The organism is Arthrobacter sp. CMU6, assembly GCF_059090205.1.
Window position 1 is genome coordinate 1 of the sequence record NZ_JBNHFL010000053.1, and the last position, 14040, is coordinate 14040.

The 14040-nt window shown below is 66.3% G+C and carries 12 protein-coding genes; 3 read left to right on the plus strand and 9 right to left on the minus strand.

What is annotated here, in order from left to right; all coding sequences use genetic code 11:
* Positions 1–156: 156 nt before the first annotated feature.
* The 3 genes from AC5RWD_RS22445 to AC5RWD_RS22455 are packed head-to-tail and all read right to left on the minus strand — an operon-like array spanning position 157 to position 3594.
* A complete protein-coding gene (locus tag AC5RWD_RS22445) occupies positions 157–1365 on the minus strand; it encodes a glycosyltransferase family 4 protein (protein ID WP_494022148.1) in 1209 nt (402 codons plus the stop codon).
* A complete protein-coding gene (locus AC5RWD_RS22450) occupies positions 1365–2582 on the minus strand; it encodes a glycosyltransferase (RefSeq protein WP_494022137.1) in 1218 nt (405 codons plus the stop codon). The genes AC5RWD_RS22445 and AC5RWD_RS22450 overlap by 1 nt, the downstream gene beginning before the upstream one ends.
* On the minus strand, positions 2569–3594 hold the full coding sequence (locus tag AC5RWD_RS22455; protein WP_494022138.1) for a glycosyltransferase family protein: 1026 nt from the start codon (positions 3592–3594) through the stop codon (positions 2569–2571). The genes AC5RWD_RS22450 and AC5RWD_RS22455 overlap by 14 nt, the downstream gene beginning before the upstream one ends.
* Before the next feature lie 422 nt (positions 3595–4016).
* Here AC5RWD_RS22455 and AC5RWD_RS22460 point away from each other — a divergent pair, with 422 nt between their 5' ends.
* Positions 4017–4178, plus strand: a complete 162-nt coding sequence (locus tag AC5RWD_RS22460; protein ID WP_494022139.1) for a hypothetical protein — start codon at positions 4017–4019, stop codon at positions 4176–4178.
* On the opposite strand, the gene AC5RWD_RS22465 is transcribed toward AC5RWD_RS22460, so the two are convergent.
* The 4 genes from AC5RWD_RS22465 to AC5RWD_RS22480 form a co-directional block, all read right to left on the minus strand.
* Positions 4175–5122: an SRPBCC family protein gene (locus AC5RWD_RS22465; protein WP_494022140.1), complete on the minus strand. Its 948-nt coding sequence runs from the start codon at positions 5120–5122 to the stop codon at positions 4175–4177. The two genes, AC5RWD_RS22460 and AC5RWD_RS22465, sit on opposite strands and share 4 nt — an antisense overlap.
* A 271-nt stretch (positions 5123–5393) precedes the next feature.
* On the minus strand, positions 5394–5975 hold the full coding sequence (locus AC5RWD_RS22470; RefSeq protein WP_494022141.1) for an AAA family ATPase: 582 nt from the start codon (positions 5973–5975) through the stop codon (positions 5394–5396).
* A 366-nt stretch (positions 5976–6341) separates the two neighbouring features.
* Positions 6342–7190, minus strand: a complete 849-nt coding sequence (locus AC5RWD_RS22475) for a PhzF family phenazine biosynthesis protein (RefSeq protein ID WP_494022142.1) — start codon at positions 7188–7190, stop codon at positions 6342–6344.
* Positions 7191–7387: 197 nt separating this feature from the next.
* Entirely contained in the window at positions 7388–7813 is a 426-nt protein-coding gene (locus tag AC5RWD_RS22480; RefSeq protein ID WP_494022143.1) for a hypothetical protein, read from the minus strand.
* A gap of 184 nt (positions 7814–7997) precedes the next feature.
* On the opposite strand from AC5RWD_RS22480, the gene AC5RWD_RS22485 reads away from it, so the two are divergent.
* Both AC5RWD_RS22485 and AC5RWD_RS22490 read left to right on the plus strand, forming a co-directional pair.
* Positions 7998–9740 (plus strand): ABC transporter ATP-binding protein, encoded by a 1743-nt coding sequence (locus AC5RWD_RS22485; protein ID WP_494022144.1) that lies wholly within the window; start codon positions 7998–8000, stop codon positions 9738–9740.
* Positions 9737–11746, plus strand: coding sequence for an ABC transporter ATP-binding protein (locus AC5RWD_RS22490; RefSeq protein WP_494022145.1), 2010 nt, complete (start codon positions 9737–9739; stop codon positions 11744–11746). The genes AC5RWD_RS22485 and AC5RWD_RS22490 overlap by 4 nt, the downstream gene beginning before the upstream one ends.
* Positions 11747–12046: 300 nt before the next feature.
* On the opposite strand, the gene AC5RWD_RS22495 is transcribed toward AC5RWD_RS22490, so the two are convergent.
* Complete coding sequence (locus AC5RWD_RS22495; RefSeq protein ID WP_494022146.1) at positions 12047–12634, minus strand: TetR/AcrR family transcriptional regulator; 588 nt, start codon at positions 12632–12634, stop codon at positions 12047–12049.
* A 201-nt stretch (positions 12635–12835) separates the two neighbouring features.
* Positions 12836–14040 (minus strand): NAD(P)-binding domain-containing protein (locus tag AC5RWD_RS22500; protein WP_494022147.1); only part of this gene is annotated, 1205 nt, incomplete at its 5' end.

Here is a 14040-nt window from a genome sequence, read left to right on the forward strand (position 1 = left end):
CGATGAGGCGGAACACGACGTCGAACGCCAGGGCGGAGAATCCGCCTGCCATCAGCCACCGGTGGCCCTGCAGGTGGGGGCGAACGCACCGCAGCGTCCGCCGCAGCCCAGAGACAGGCCTGGCCGGACGCGCGGAGTGGGCGGGGTTGGCGCTCATCAGGCCACCTCCTGGCGGCGGGACAGCGCCGCGGTGATGCGGGACAGCACGCCGTCCCAGCTGTAAAGCCCAACGGCGGCGGTCCTCGCCTGGGTGCCCAGGCGCTCCCGCAGCGCGGCGTCCGCGCCGAGGCGGAGAAGCGCAGCGGCGAAAGCGGACGCATCGCCCGGCGGAACGAGAAGCCCAGTGCGTCCGTCTTCCAGGATCGACGGTATCTGGCCCACGGCCGTGGCGACGATCGGCATGCCAGCGGCAAGGTACTCGTAGACCTTCAGCGGCGAAAAGTAGTCGTCCCGGCCGGGCGAAGGCTGCGGGTACGGAGCGGCGGCGGCGTCGCATTCGTGCAGCAGCCCGGGCACCGCATCAGGTGGCACCGCGCCGGTGAACTCCGCCTCGACTCCCAGCCCCGCTGCCGCCCGCTCGAGGTCCTGCCTGCCGGGGCCGTCGCCAATGATCTTCACCTTCCACCTTCCGTCAGTACCTGCCCCCGCGTTGGCCAGCGCAACCGCGGTGAGCAGGGCGGGGACACCGTGCCAGGGTTTCAGGGTGCCCACGAAGCCCAAGGTCAGTCGGCGCGGATGGCGACGGCCGCGCGGCCGGGGACCGATCCGTTCGGTATTTACACCGTTGGGTGCCAGCAGCGTCTTGGCGCCCGGCACCCGGCGCTCCACCCACCGGACCACGGGCTCCGAGACAGCGGCCACGGTGTCCGCGGCCAGGGCGTTGCGATGGAGCACGGCCTCCGCCAGACTGCGGTCGAACAGCTGCCGGTACCGCTGTTGCTCCTCGATCAGCGGCGCGTTGACCTCAAGCACAGACGGGACCCGCAGGGCTCCGGCGGCCATGGCCAGGGCCGGGCTAAAGAGCGAGTAGCGCTCGTAGACCACGTCGCAGCCGTCCCGGACCACCGCCTCCGCCAGGGCCGCTGCTGCCTCCCCGATGGCACGTTCCCGCTCCGCCCCGGAAGCCGTCGCCTCCCCGAACACAGGCCCAGGCCCGGAAGCCGGGTCACCGCGGTGCGGCGGGATTTCGACGACGGGCAGCCCGGCCAGGTCCGCCGGCCGGTCGGTCCCGGCAGAGGTGCAGTAAACCGTGATATCGGCCCCGGCCCGGCGCCAGGCCCGCACAATCTCCTGCACATGGACTGAGGAACCCTTGGTGCCGAAGACGGGGACGCCGGGGTCCGCACACACATAGGCGACGCGCATCACGCTACCTTCCTTGCCGCCGGCGACAGGGCCCGGAGTGCCTCCGCCTGCCGCCGCACGTCGTATTCCTTCTCGATCAGGGCACGGGCGTTGCGGGCCAGAGCAACCCGGTCCGTGGCTGGTGAGCTCATGCGGCGGATCGCCTGGGCGAGCAGATGGGGCTGGCCGGGCTGCGTCAGGATTCCGGTCTGCCCGTTCCGTACCGCCTCGGGTATGCCGGTTACTGCCGTGGAGATGCACGGCACGCCGGCGGCCATGGCCTCCAGCAAGACGGTGGGCATCCCGTCGGCGTTGCCGTCCGAACCCACGACGCACGGCGCGATGAAGGCGTCGGCCGAATCCAGCAGGTCATGGACCTGGTCCTGGGTCTGCGGACCGAGGAGCCGCACGTGCCGGTCCAGCCCGAGCTGTTCTAACGTGCACTGCAGCTGGTCGGCCAGCACCCCCGTGCCGGCAATCCTCAGGTCCAGCGGGAAGCCCTGCGACACCAGCTCCGCGGCGGCCGGGAGCAGGTGCTGGAACCCTTTCTTCTCCACGAGCCGTCCCACCGCGGCCACCCGCACCGTCCGGCCGACCGGGCGGGGGTCCCGGTAGGGGAACCGGTCCAGTTCCAGGCCGTTCCGCACCAGGTGGAGGCGGGAAGTGACGTCCGGGAAGCGGTGCTGCAGAAAGCGCAGGTTGTACTCGCTGATGGTCACCGAGTGGTGGGCCTGGGCGAACTTGGTCCGGAGGTCATCGTCGACGGTCTCTACGAAAATATCCACCGCGTGGGCCGTGAAGGAATAGGGGATGCCGGTGATGGCCGAGGCGAGCCTCGCCACGGTGGTGGGGATTGACGCGAAGTGAACGTGGAGGTGCCTGATGTTGCGGTTCTGCAGGGCGACGGCGAGGTTGATGGCCTGCAGGGCATCGTTGGTATCCATGGTGGCCAGTTCCGCGAAAACCCGGGAGACGGCCGGGGCAAGCCCGGCGGCTTCAGCGGCGCGGAAACTCTCCCAGACGCGCTCGGCACTTTTGGGGCGGACAATATACGTCACAGGCGCCTTGACGCGCGCCAGCTCGGGATGGAACCGCGGATCGTTGGGCGGGCGCAGCGAGAAGATCTCAATCCTGTCCCCGGCTGCCTCGCGGGCCAGGATCTCCGACACGATGAACGTCTCTGAGAACCGCGGGTACATCTTCAGGATGTAGGCGGTGGCCGGTTCAGACTGCAGCATGGGCTGCACCTTCCCGGACGCTGCCGGCCACCGGGGACGCGGCGGCGCGGGGCACGGGCTGGAGCAGCACCGGCTGCAGCAGTTCGGCAGCCAGTTGCGGAACACGAACCAGCCCGTTGAGCCGCGCCTGCCTCCTGTCCACCCTGGTGCCCAGCCGTCGGGCGAGCCAGCCGGAGATGATCCCTGGCGTGAGTGTGCCGATCTCGTGGTACTCCAGGTATCCCGCGGAGGTCAGGGAAGCAGCCCTGATGCGCTGCTCGTACCGTGCATGGGTGCGCGGCACGATGAGGGCGGGAACATCAGTGCTCATGATTTCGCAGACGGTGTTGTAGCCGCCCATCGACACAATGGCGCGCGCAGCACGCAGGTGAAGCACCATGTCATCGAGCCGCTCGACAATCCTGACCCCCGGGGCCGCCCACCGCCGCAGGTCCGCGAGCTGGTCGGACGGCATCTGGGGTCCCGCAACGACCAGGTGCCCCATGCCCGGCGGAAGCTCCGCAGCCGACGCGAGGGCCGCCAGTGCATGCCCGTCGGTGCCGCCGCCGACGGTGGTCAGGACAAAGGGGCCGGGCATGGTGATTGTCCCCGGACCGGTCGGCCTGCCGGCCGCGAGGTAACCGGTGTAACGGACCAGTTTCTGCATTGACGGCGGGATTTCGCCAGTGGCTGCGGGGTCATGCACTGCGGGGTCGCCATAGACCCAGATGGCGTCAAACAGGTCGTTGACCACCGCGGCGCCGCCCATCCTGTCCCACTCGGCGATGGCTGCCTCCGGTGCATCCAGAATCTCGCGAAGCCCCAGAACCGTGCGGACAGTGCCGGCCGCGCGTGCACGGCGCAGGGCTGCTTCCAGTTCGCCGTGGATGCCCGTCGCGTGGCGGTCAATCACCACAAGGTCGGGGAGGAAGCTGCCCAGCACAGAATCGAGCAGGCCCGCCCGGAGCGAGACGAGGTCCTGCATCGGAACGGTGAGGTTGCGCGGCTGATAGCCTGCGGGACTTTTTTCCACGCCGGGCAGGATGACCCAGTCCCAGCCGGCCGGAACATCAAACCCCGGAGCTAAAGCGGTCCCGGAAATTAGGATGCCCGTCACGTCCCGCCCTGTCAGGTAGGGAAGCTGGTTACTGAGGGCGTGGGCTAGCGCCAGATTGCGCCGCACGTGGCCCAGACCCAATGAGTCGTGTGAATAGAGAACAATTCTTAAGTGTTCCATGTGGGCCCCCACAGCCTGCCGACTCCCGATGGGAAATGCTGTAATTCGGCAAGCCGCAATGAGAAGACTTAATCGGAATAGAGATTTCGGCCGAACCTCATATATGTCCGGGCGCGCGACACCGCTGCCGCAACGTTGCGGTATCAAGTTGTACTTGCACGGCGCAGGGGCCGGGCAGGAAATGTTTGTGCGTGTCCCCCGGCACTGGGGGAAAGAAGGTGAATCCCACGTTGCCACTGCGCGCCGTCGAGGTCAATGCTCAAATTAAAGCGATCGAAGCGGATATCCAGGGGGGCAAACGGACAAAAACGACGGCGGGTAATCCCGCCGTCGTTTTTTCGCTTCTCTCCGGTGCCGCCGTGATTTCTGTTCGGGACTAGTGCTGGCCGGAGGTGCCGCCCAGGGGCGGGATGGTGCCCGGGTCGCGGTCCGCGCTTTCGGCCCGGTCCGCGGCGCTTCTGGTGTCGCTCGCCGCTGTCTCGTCCGAGTCGCCTTCATCGTCGATCAGGCCGTTGGTCTGGTCGAACGGATGGGCGACAGTCTCGTCCGTCAGCGCCGAACCAGTGCCTGCCGCAGTTCCGGCAGTTCCGCCTGCGAGGGTGCCTGCCGCAGTTCCGCCGGAGAAGCCGGGGGTGTCGGTCGTGTCGGTAACCACCGTGGTTTCGGTGTACTCCGGAACCACGGGGGTGACGGTTTCGTCGGCAACGTGGGTGGTGTCCTTGTCCTTGCTGCCCGCCGCCACGGCCGCTGCCGCACCAGCTGCAGCAGCCATGCCGGCAGCCGCCGCGACCTTGCCGGAGACGCCAGCCTTGCCGCTGTCGCCGAGCGATCCGGCAGCGTGTTCGACGCCCGGCGTTCCCACCGAGCCGCCTTCGTTGACCGATCCCCGCCAGGCGCCGCTGGCGTAGCCTTCGTCCTCGATGAATGCCTTGAACCGCTTGAGGTCGGCCTCGGCCTGGTGCTCCACGACGTGAAGCTTGTCGCCGATCTTCTCCACGAGCCCCTCGGGTTCGTAGTCGATGAACAGCTTGATGGAGGTCTGGCCGCCGCCCACGTCTTCAAATTCCACCGAGCCGGCGTTGGTGGCCCCCTCGGTGGCGGCCCAGGCTACCTTCTGGTCCGGCTTCTGCTCGAGGATCCGGGCCTCCCACTTCCGCTTCACGCCCGCGATCTCGGCCACCCACTCGAGGCGGTCATCGCTGAGCTGGGTCACTTTCTTGACGCCGCCCATGAAGTGCGGAAAGTCCTCGAACTGGGTCCACTGGTTGTATGCCGTGCTGACCGGCACGTTCACCAGAATGCGCTTCTCAACCCTCGTGCTCATAGTGTCTCCTTCGTCGAAGTGAACAGATGATGGTCCGGCAATCCGAAGTCATCAGCATGCTTACTGTATCTTCGACCGGCGGGCTGTGGCCAGAGCGGACCATGCCCGGTCCGTGGTTTGGCGGGCAAAAGGGAAGCCTCCGCGCGAATCAGTGGACTCCAGCGCGGAGGCTTCCAGCGCTCCGGTTTGGGGGGAAAGAGGAGAGCTTGCACCAATGTACAGCGGCTAGGACGTCAGGGAACGCATATTTGGCCATTTCGGAAATTCTTGACTAAACCTTGAGTAGCCGGCGGAAATCGACCGCGGCAAGCAGCCTTGCCAGCACGTCGGCCGGAGGGCCGCCGGCGTCGATCTTCACCATGTCCGCGTACTCGGGCAGTGCGCGGTAGGCGTTCCGGAGGGCGGTCAGTTCGGCCACGGGTTCCTCGTCCGTGCCCCGCGCCATGACCCGCTGGTGCGCGGTTTCGGGGCTCACGTCCAGGTGGAGAACCACGTCCGGGGCGGGCAGAGTGCGGAGCAGCCAGGGGAGAAGCCGCCCGCGGCGCAGGCCTCTTGCCTCGCGCAGCGCCAGTTGGCAATGAAGGTGCCGGTCCATGACAACAAGGCCATGGAACCGGGATGCCCGGGCATGCGAGACCAGCACGTTGAACACCCGCATGATGGTTTCGGCCCCGTCGGCCAGGCGGTCCGGCAATCGGATGCCCAGTCTGGCACTGAGCAGGGACATCCGCCGCCGGCCTGCATAGTTGCTCAGCAAGAGCGCATCCGTGCCCTCTGCCCGGGCCGCGGCAATCAGGGAATGGGCCGCCGTCGTTTTTCCGGAACCGTCGATTCCTGTCAGAACAATGATCATGTGGCCGCCTTCCGTCCCCCTGTCCAACGGACGGGGAGCGGACAACGTTGCTGCTTTGAGGCGCACGCCACTCTGCAGGCCCAGCCAGCGGGCCCCTACCCCCAAGACCGACGACGGCGTGGCCCCGCCGGATCTTGCAGCGATCCTTCCATAAAGTTGCGCCATTCTTGAGCGTTGAGCGGGACAGTATTTCGCAGGGGCCGTGCAGAAGCGCCGCGGCCCCGCTAAAGACCCGGTACGCAGATCACCATCCAGAACACCCACGGAGAACCATGGACTGGGACGGGCAGGCGCAATGGGGCGCCGGCCCGTCCCCGGCACGTTGTGAAAAAATGAGCACCGCAGGAATGCAAGGGGCGGGCGGAATTACAGGAAGACGCTGCCCCGGATGACCGTGCGGCTGGTGCCGCCCACCCAAATGCTGTCGCCCTCGCTGGTGATGGTGAGCCGTCCGTCGCGGCCCAGGACGGTGCCCTGGCTGACGGTGTAGTTGCCGTCCGTGACGCCTGAGCTGCGCAGCCACTGAGCCAGGCCGGCGTTGAGGCTTCCCGTCACCGGGTCTTCAGGAACGTCCAGCCCGGGAACGAATCCGCGCACCTCGAAGTCCGCCGGACCGCCGTCCCCGTAGGCGCCGATGACCCCCACGTTCAGCTTTCCCATCGCGACGAAATCCGGCCTCAGGTCCAGCACCTGCCGGGCCGAAGCCAGCCGGATGCCAAGCCAGCCAGGTCCGTTGTCCACCCAGTTGCTGTCCAGAACCTGCTCCGGGCCGATGCCCAGGCTCGCGATGGCGCGCTCCAGCACGTCAGCTTCCACAGGGCCGGAACGGCGCAGCGGCGGGGCCTCGAAGAACTGTTCGCCGGCGGTCTGGCTTATTTTGACGAGCCCCACCTCGCATTCCTGCACCAGTTCGCCCGGCCGACGCGGCTGGCCGCCGTTCTCCAGCCATGCGTGCGCGGAACCGAGGGTCGGATGGCCGGCGAAGGGAAGCTCGGACGCCGGCGTGAAAATCCGCAGCCGGTAGTCCGCCTCCGGCTGTGTCGGCTTCAGCAGGAACGTGGTCTCGGAGAGGTTGGTCCAGTCGGCGAAGCTCTGCATCTGTTCCGCAGTCAGGTTGTCAGCGTCGTGGACGACGGCGACCGGGTTGCCGGGCCTTGGCCCTGGGGCAAAGACGTCGACTTGTGAAAAGGGGTATTCGTTCACGGTGGCGGACATGTTGCTCTTTCTCTGGCATCAATCACTAAAATTCAGGCTCGGGGTTGCACGGGCGGCGAGCCCCGGAAGCCGGGCCCGCAACCACGGTAGGCAACCGGACGGACAGCGCACCAGAGCCAATCCGCAAAAGTGGCCTGCCCGATGCCCAGGACCACGCACACCGCGGCGGCTCGACCTTTTTGCAGGCCCGTCGGCTGTCAGGCGGCCGGCAGATAAGCCGGCGCGTTCCGTTGGAGCAGGAAAAACCGGTTGGCCGCCGGAAGCCACATGAGCACGGCGCCGGCCAGTGTCAGGGACAGTGCGGCCAGGACCAGCCCGGACAGGTCCAGCGGTGTCCCGGCGACAGACAGTGCGGCGACCACGGTCAGCACGACGCGCGTCCACCGCGCCCCCTGCAGCAGTTCGACGGCCGCCCACACCTGGAGCGCGGCCAGCGGCACTGCCGATACCACCAGGAAAGGTACCGCCCAGCCGGGCGTGGACTGGCCGTAGTCAATCCCCGCCACCTCCAGAATGACCGGCAGGATGCCCACGCCTACGCTGACCAGCCAGAATGCAACCGATGCCCGCAAAACCAGCGGTATGGTTTCCGGCGCACCGGAATCCGATCTCTGTTCCCCCAATGAAGTCCCCAATCTTCAACATGGCCATTGCCGGACCTACCCGGCGGTAAGTCACAGCCTACAGGCAGGCCTCCGGGACAGGCCGAGGGTCAGGGCCCATCCCGGGGCTCCGGACGTACACTGGCCTTCAAAACTGTTTGCGCGGGGAGTTCTTGGAATCTCCGCGGCGGAAAGTGGAGTCCGGATGCTCTGGAAACTGCTGGTTGAACACCTGCGGCCGCAACGGCGGCTGCTGGCCGCCGTCGTCGTTTTCCAGCTGGCACAGTCCATCGCCTCCCTCTATCTCCCCACGCTCAACGCGGACATCATCGACCAGGGCGTGGCCAAGGGGGACACGGGATACATTCTGCGGGTAGGCAGCCTGATGCTGTTCATCACCCTGCTGCAGACCGCGTGTGCGGTGGTGGCGGTGTACTTCGGGGCGAAGGCTGCGATGGGCATGGGCAGGGACCTGCGCGGGGCCATCTTCACACGGGTGGGGGAGTTCTCCGAGCAGGAGGTCACCCGGTTCGGGGCGCCGAGCCTCATCACCCGCTCCACCAACGACGTCCAGCAGGTCCAGCAGCTGGTGCTGATGTCCGCCACGCTGATGGTGGCCGCGCCCATGCTGAGCATCGGCGGGGTGATCATGGCCGTCCGGCAGGATGCCCAGCTGTCCTGGCTGATCGCCGTCAGCGTGCCTGTGCTGCTGGCCGGGGTCGGCCTGATCATCAGCCGCATGGTGCCGCTGTTCCGCAAGATGCAGGTCCGGATCGACACCGTGAACCGGGTGCTCCGCGAGCAGCTGACCGGCATCCGGGTGGTGCGGGCGTTCGTGCGCGAGGACATCGAAACGGCCCGGTTCGCGCGCGCCAACGAGGATGTCACGGACACCGCACTCCGGGCCGGCCGGCTGATGGCGCTCGCCTTTCCCGTAGTGATGCTGGTGTTGAACGTCTCCAGCGTGGCCGTGATCTGGTTCGGCTCGTTCCGGATCGAGGACGGCTCCATGCAGGTGGGCACGCTCATCGCGTTCCTCAGCTACCTGATGCAGATCCTGATGTCCGTCATGATGGCCACGTTCATGGCCGTGATGATCCCGCGTGCCGCGGTCTCGGCGGACAGGATCGGCGAGGTGCTGACAACGGAGTCGAGTGTCCGGCCGCCCTTGGCGCCGGTGGCGGTTGCCGCCGGCCAGCTGGGCAGCGGCGAACTGGAGATGGACGACGTCGGGTTCGCCTACCCGGGTGCCGAGCAGCCGGTCCTGTCCGGCATCAGTTTCACCGCCCGGTCCGGGCAGACGACGGCGATCATCGGCAGCACCGGGTCCGGCAAGACCACCCTGGTGAACCTGCTGCCGCGGCTTTTCGACGCCACCAGCGGATCGGTGAAGTTCGACGGCGTGGACGTTCGCGAACTGCACCCGGACCAGCTGTGGGGGCACATCGGGCTGGTGCCGCAGCGGCCGTACCTGTTCTCCGGCACAGTGCGCAGCAACCTGCTCTACGGCAAGCCGGACGCCACCGAGGACGACCTGTGGCGCGCCCTGGCCACGGCGCAGGCGCAGGACTTCGTCAGGGAGATGGAAGGCGGGCTGGATGCGCCCATTTCGCAGGGCGGCACCAACGTCTCCGGCGGCCAGCGGCAACGGATCGCGATCGCCCGGGCACTGGTGAAACGGCCCGAGCTATACGTCTTTGACGACTCGTTCTCCTCGCTGGACACCGCCACCGATGCCCGGCTGCGGCAGGCGCTCAAGCACGACACCTCCGGTGCCACCCTGGTGATCATCGCCCAGCGGGTGTCCAGCATCGCGGACGCGGACCAGATCCTGGTGCTCGACGACGGCAGGATCGTGGGGCGCGGAACGCACGATGAACTGCTGGAGGCTTCTGAGACGTACCGCGAGATCGTGTCCTCGCAGCTGGCAGCGGAGGAGGCGGTATGAGCGGGCGCAGCACCCCCACCCGGCCGGGACCGGCCCCGGAAGCCCGGACCACCGCCGTCGGACGCCCGCCGCGTCCGCCCATGGGACCCGGCCGCGGAGGCCCATTTGCGGGGATGAACGTCCCAGCGGAGAAGGCGCTGAACTTCTGGCCGTCAGCCAGGCGGCTGCTGGGCCAGCTTCGGCCGGAGCGGCTGTGGCTGGTGCTGGTGATCGCGCTGAGCGTTGCCGGGGTGACGCTGTCCGTGATCGGGCCGCGGTTGCTGGGCGAGGGCACCAACATCATCTTCGCCGGCGTCGTGTCCAAGGAGCTCCCGGCGGGGATGAGCAAGGCGGAGCTGATCGCGCAGCTGCGGGCGGCGGGGGAGAACCAGAAGGCGGACATGCTCAGTGCCATGGCGCTGACGCCCGGGACGGGGATCGACTTCACGGCGCTGGCCTCTGTGCTGCTGTGGGCCCTGGCGCTGTACGTGCTGGCGTCCGCGTTCATGTGGATCCAGGCGTACGTGCTCAACGGCGTGGTGCAGCGGACCGTGTACCGGCTGCGCGAACGGATCGAGGCGAAGATCAACCGGCTGCCGCTGCGGTACTTCGACTCGATCCAGCGCGGCGAGCTGCTCAGCCGGGTGACCAACGACGTGGACAACATCTCGCAGAGCCTGCAGCAGTCCATCAGCCAGGCGGTGACTTCGCTGCTGACGGTGCTGGGCGTCCTGCTGATGATGTTCCTGCTCTCCCCCACGCTGGCGGTGATTGCGCTGGTGACCATCCCGCTGACGCTGGTGACGACGGCGATGATCGCCAAGCGATCGCAGAAGTTGTTCGTGGCGCAGTGGAAGCACACCGGCGAGCTGAACGGGCAGATCGAGGAGACCTATACCGGGCATGCGCTGGTGAAGGTGTTCGGCCGGCAGCAGGAGGTGGGGGAGCGGTTCCGGCAGAAGAATGCGGAGCTGTATGAGGCGAGTTTCGGGGCGCAGTTTATCTCCGGGCTGATCATGCCGGCCATGACGTTCATCGGGAACCTGGTGTACGTGGGGATCGCCGTGGTGGGCGGCCTGCAGGTGGCATCCGGGGCGATGCAGCTGGGCGATGTGCAGGCGTTCATCCAGTACTCGCGGCAGTTCACCCAGCCGCTGGCCCAGCTGGGGTCCATGGCCAATCTGCTGCAGTCCGGGGTGGCGTCGGCCGAGCGGGTGTTCGAGCTGCTGGATGAGGACGAGCAGTCGGCTGATCCTGTGCCTGGTTCTTCGCCGGACGGCGGGCGGGGGCGGCTGGTGTTCGAGAACGTCTCGTTCTCCTATTCACCGGACAAGCCGCTGATCTCCTCACTCTCTTTGGTTGCCGAGCCGGGGCAGACGGTGGCGATTGTGGGGCCGACAGGTGCGGGAAAGACCACGCTGGTGAACCTGATGATGCGGTTCTACGAGCTGGACGCGGGGCGGATAACGCTCGACGGCGTGGATGTCACCACCGTTTCCCGGCGCGAGCTGCGCTCGCGGATGGGCATGGTGCTGCAGGATACCTGGCTGTTCGGAGGGTCCATCCGGGACAACATTGCCTACGGGCGGCCTTCTGCTACCGAGTCTGAAATTCTCGAGGCCGCCCGGGCTACGTACGTGGACAGGTTCGTGCACTCGCTGCCGGAAGGATACGACACCGTGCTGGAGGACGAAGGCTCCAATGTGTCCGCCGGAGAGAAGCAGCTGCTGACGATTGCCCGCGCGTTCCTGGCCCGCCCCTCGGTGCTGATCCTGGACGAGGCGACTTCTTCGGTAGACACCCGGACCGAGGTGCTGGTGCAGAAGGCTATGCGTGCGTTGCGCTCCGACCGGACGAGCTTCGTGATCGCGCACCGCCTCTCCACGATCCGCGACGCCGACCTCATCCTGGTGATGGAGGCCGGCCAGATCGTGGAGCAGGGAACGCACACTTCCCTGCTGGCGGCGGGCGGGGCCTATGCCCGTTTGTATGAGGCGCAGTTCGCGGCGCCGGCTGCGGAGGTTTGAGGCGGCTGGCGCCGGCTGACTTGCAGTGGAGCAAGACGCTTGCAGCTCAGCTCGCCACGCGCCGCAGGTGCGCTACGAGGCGACCCGTGCCGGTGCATGCTGGAAGCCGATTTAGGGGTCAGACCAGACCAGCCGTGGAAGGTGCCATGATTAGGCCCAGTCCCTTAGGCCGGCTCCGTATGCGAAGAGCGGGTCGTCACTGCGACCGGGTATGTGGCTGTGTCTGCTCAGTACCGCCACTGCTGAGCGGGGAAAGGCACCCAATGAGGGAATGGTCCCTCAAGCAATCAGTGGCGACAGTCAGACGCCAGCCTTGGCCAAAAGTGCGTCTACCAGCATGAAGAACATCGTCCGGTGGTCGGCGGCCGTCGGGTCGGTCAGGTATTGGATGACCGCGCCGTCGTAAGCCATCAGGAAGGAGCGTACAAGCGTTGGAAAGCCGATGAGGCACTCTTCGCCGCAGCTTTCCGCCGCGGAGGAGAATATTCTTGTCAGCTCCGTTACGTAGGCCGGATAGATTTTTGCGGCCAGCGGGCTGGCAGGAGCATTCCGCGTTGCCCAGAGAATCAGTTCGAATTCGGCCAGGAGGCTCGCGGGCTCTTCTTCCAGTGCCCGCCAGTAGCCTTCGGCTACCTGTTCCACAGCCTTACGGAGGCCCAGTTCGACCGGGACGTCGCCAGAGAAACTGCTGAGGTTCTTAAGCCAGGCCTCGGCGGCCGCGTCCATGATTTCATCTTTGCCACTGAAGCAATAATGTGCGGTAGCCAAGGGAGCGTTCGCCTCCTTGGCTATGGCGCGGACGGTCACCGACTGAACGCCCTCGCGACGCATGAGTTCGACTGTCGCTGAAATTAGCTGTTCTTTGCGTTCCTCTGCGGGTACCCGCATAGCCCACTCTCTAGTCTCCGGCTTCGGCCCCTCTGGGCCCTGCCCTTAAGACTATTGCTTGGACAAACATTGCGCACATTGTCCTGAACTAGCGACTCGATTGGAGGTCCTGGCCGTCGGTGATGTCCTCCAGAAATCGCGCGGACACCCCGCGGTCCACAGTGGGACCGCGGGGTGGGGTTGTGCCGGGCGTTGGGCTATTTACCTTGCGGCTACGGTTTCGTCGATGGCGTCGGGGGTGTTGGTGCTGATGTCTTGGGAGGTGCCGTGGAGGTAGCGTTCGAGGGAGTCGTCCATGGCGTTGAGCCAGCGGGTGTGGTGTTTGGTGGCCATGGTGCCGGTGATGACGGAGCGGTGGACCATGTCGCGGTATCCCAGGATGTCATCGTGTTTGTGGCGCATCCAGTCTTTGAAGAGTTGGGATACGGCGTCCAGGTCGAAGGGCGGGTAGTCGGTGGCGTTGATGAGTTCGCGCAGGTAGTCGGTCTGGAAGTCGGCTTCGGCGTCGTGGTCGGGGAGGGTGTCCTGGCGTTCGAGCCAGAGCTGGATGTCTGCTTCGCGCTGGGCGAGGGAGGGCAGGTTGATTGCTCCGGTCATGACGTCGCGGGCGAACCAGGCCTGGGCGTCGAACATGTTGAAGGTGTAGTACTGGTCCTGGGCGCCGAGGTAGAAAAGGTTGGTGTTCTGTTGCCAGACCACGCCTTTGTAGAGGTTGCCCGGGTAGAGGACGTTGGGGGATTTCAGGGACAGTTCGCTGGGCAGGAACGGGTATTTGTGCTGGTATCCGGTGCAGAGTACGACGGCGTCGAAATCGTCGTGGGTGCCGTCGCTGAAGTATGCGGTGCTGCCTTGGAAGTGGGTGACGAGCGGCCGCTCGACGGTGGTCTCGGGCCAGTGGTAGCCCATGGGGTTGGTGCGGTAGCTCATGGTGATGGATGCGGCGCCCATCTTGTGGGCCTGCATGCCGATGTCCTCGGCGGAATAGCTGCTGCCGATCATGAGCAGTTTCTTGCCGTAGAACCGTTCGGCTCCGCGGAAATCGTGGGCGTGCAGTACCTCGCCGGGGAAGGTTTTGATGCCCTTGAATTCGGGGACGGCAGGGACGTGGAAGTGGCCGGTGGCAACGACGAGCTTGTCGAATACGTGGGTTTCGGTGAGGTTGGTTTTGAGGTCCTGGACCGTCACCGTGAATTCCTGGGTGGCCTCGTTGTAGGAGGTGTGGCGGGCGACGGTGTTGAACTTGACGTATTTGCGGACGTCGGACTTTTCCACGCGGCCCTTGATGTAGTCGAAGAGCACCTCGCGGGGCGGGAAGGAGGAGATGGGGCGGCCGAAGTGCTCGTCAAAGGAGTAGTCGGCGAACTCGAGGCATTCCTTGGGCCCGTTGGACCACAGGTGGCGGTACA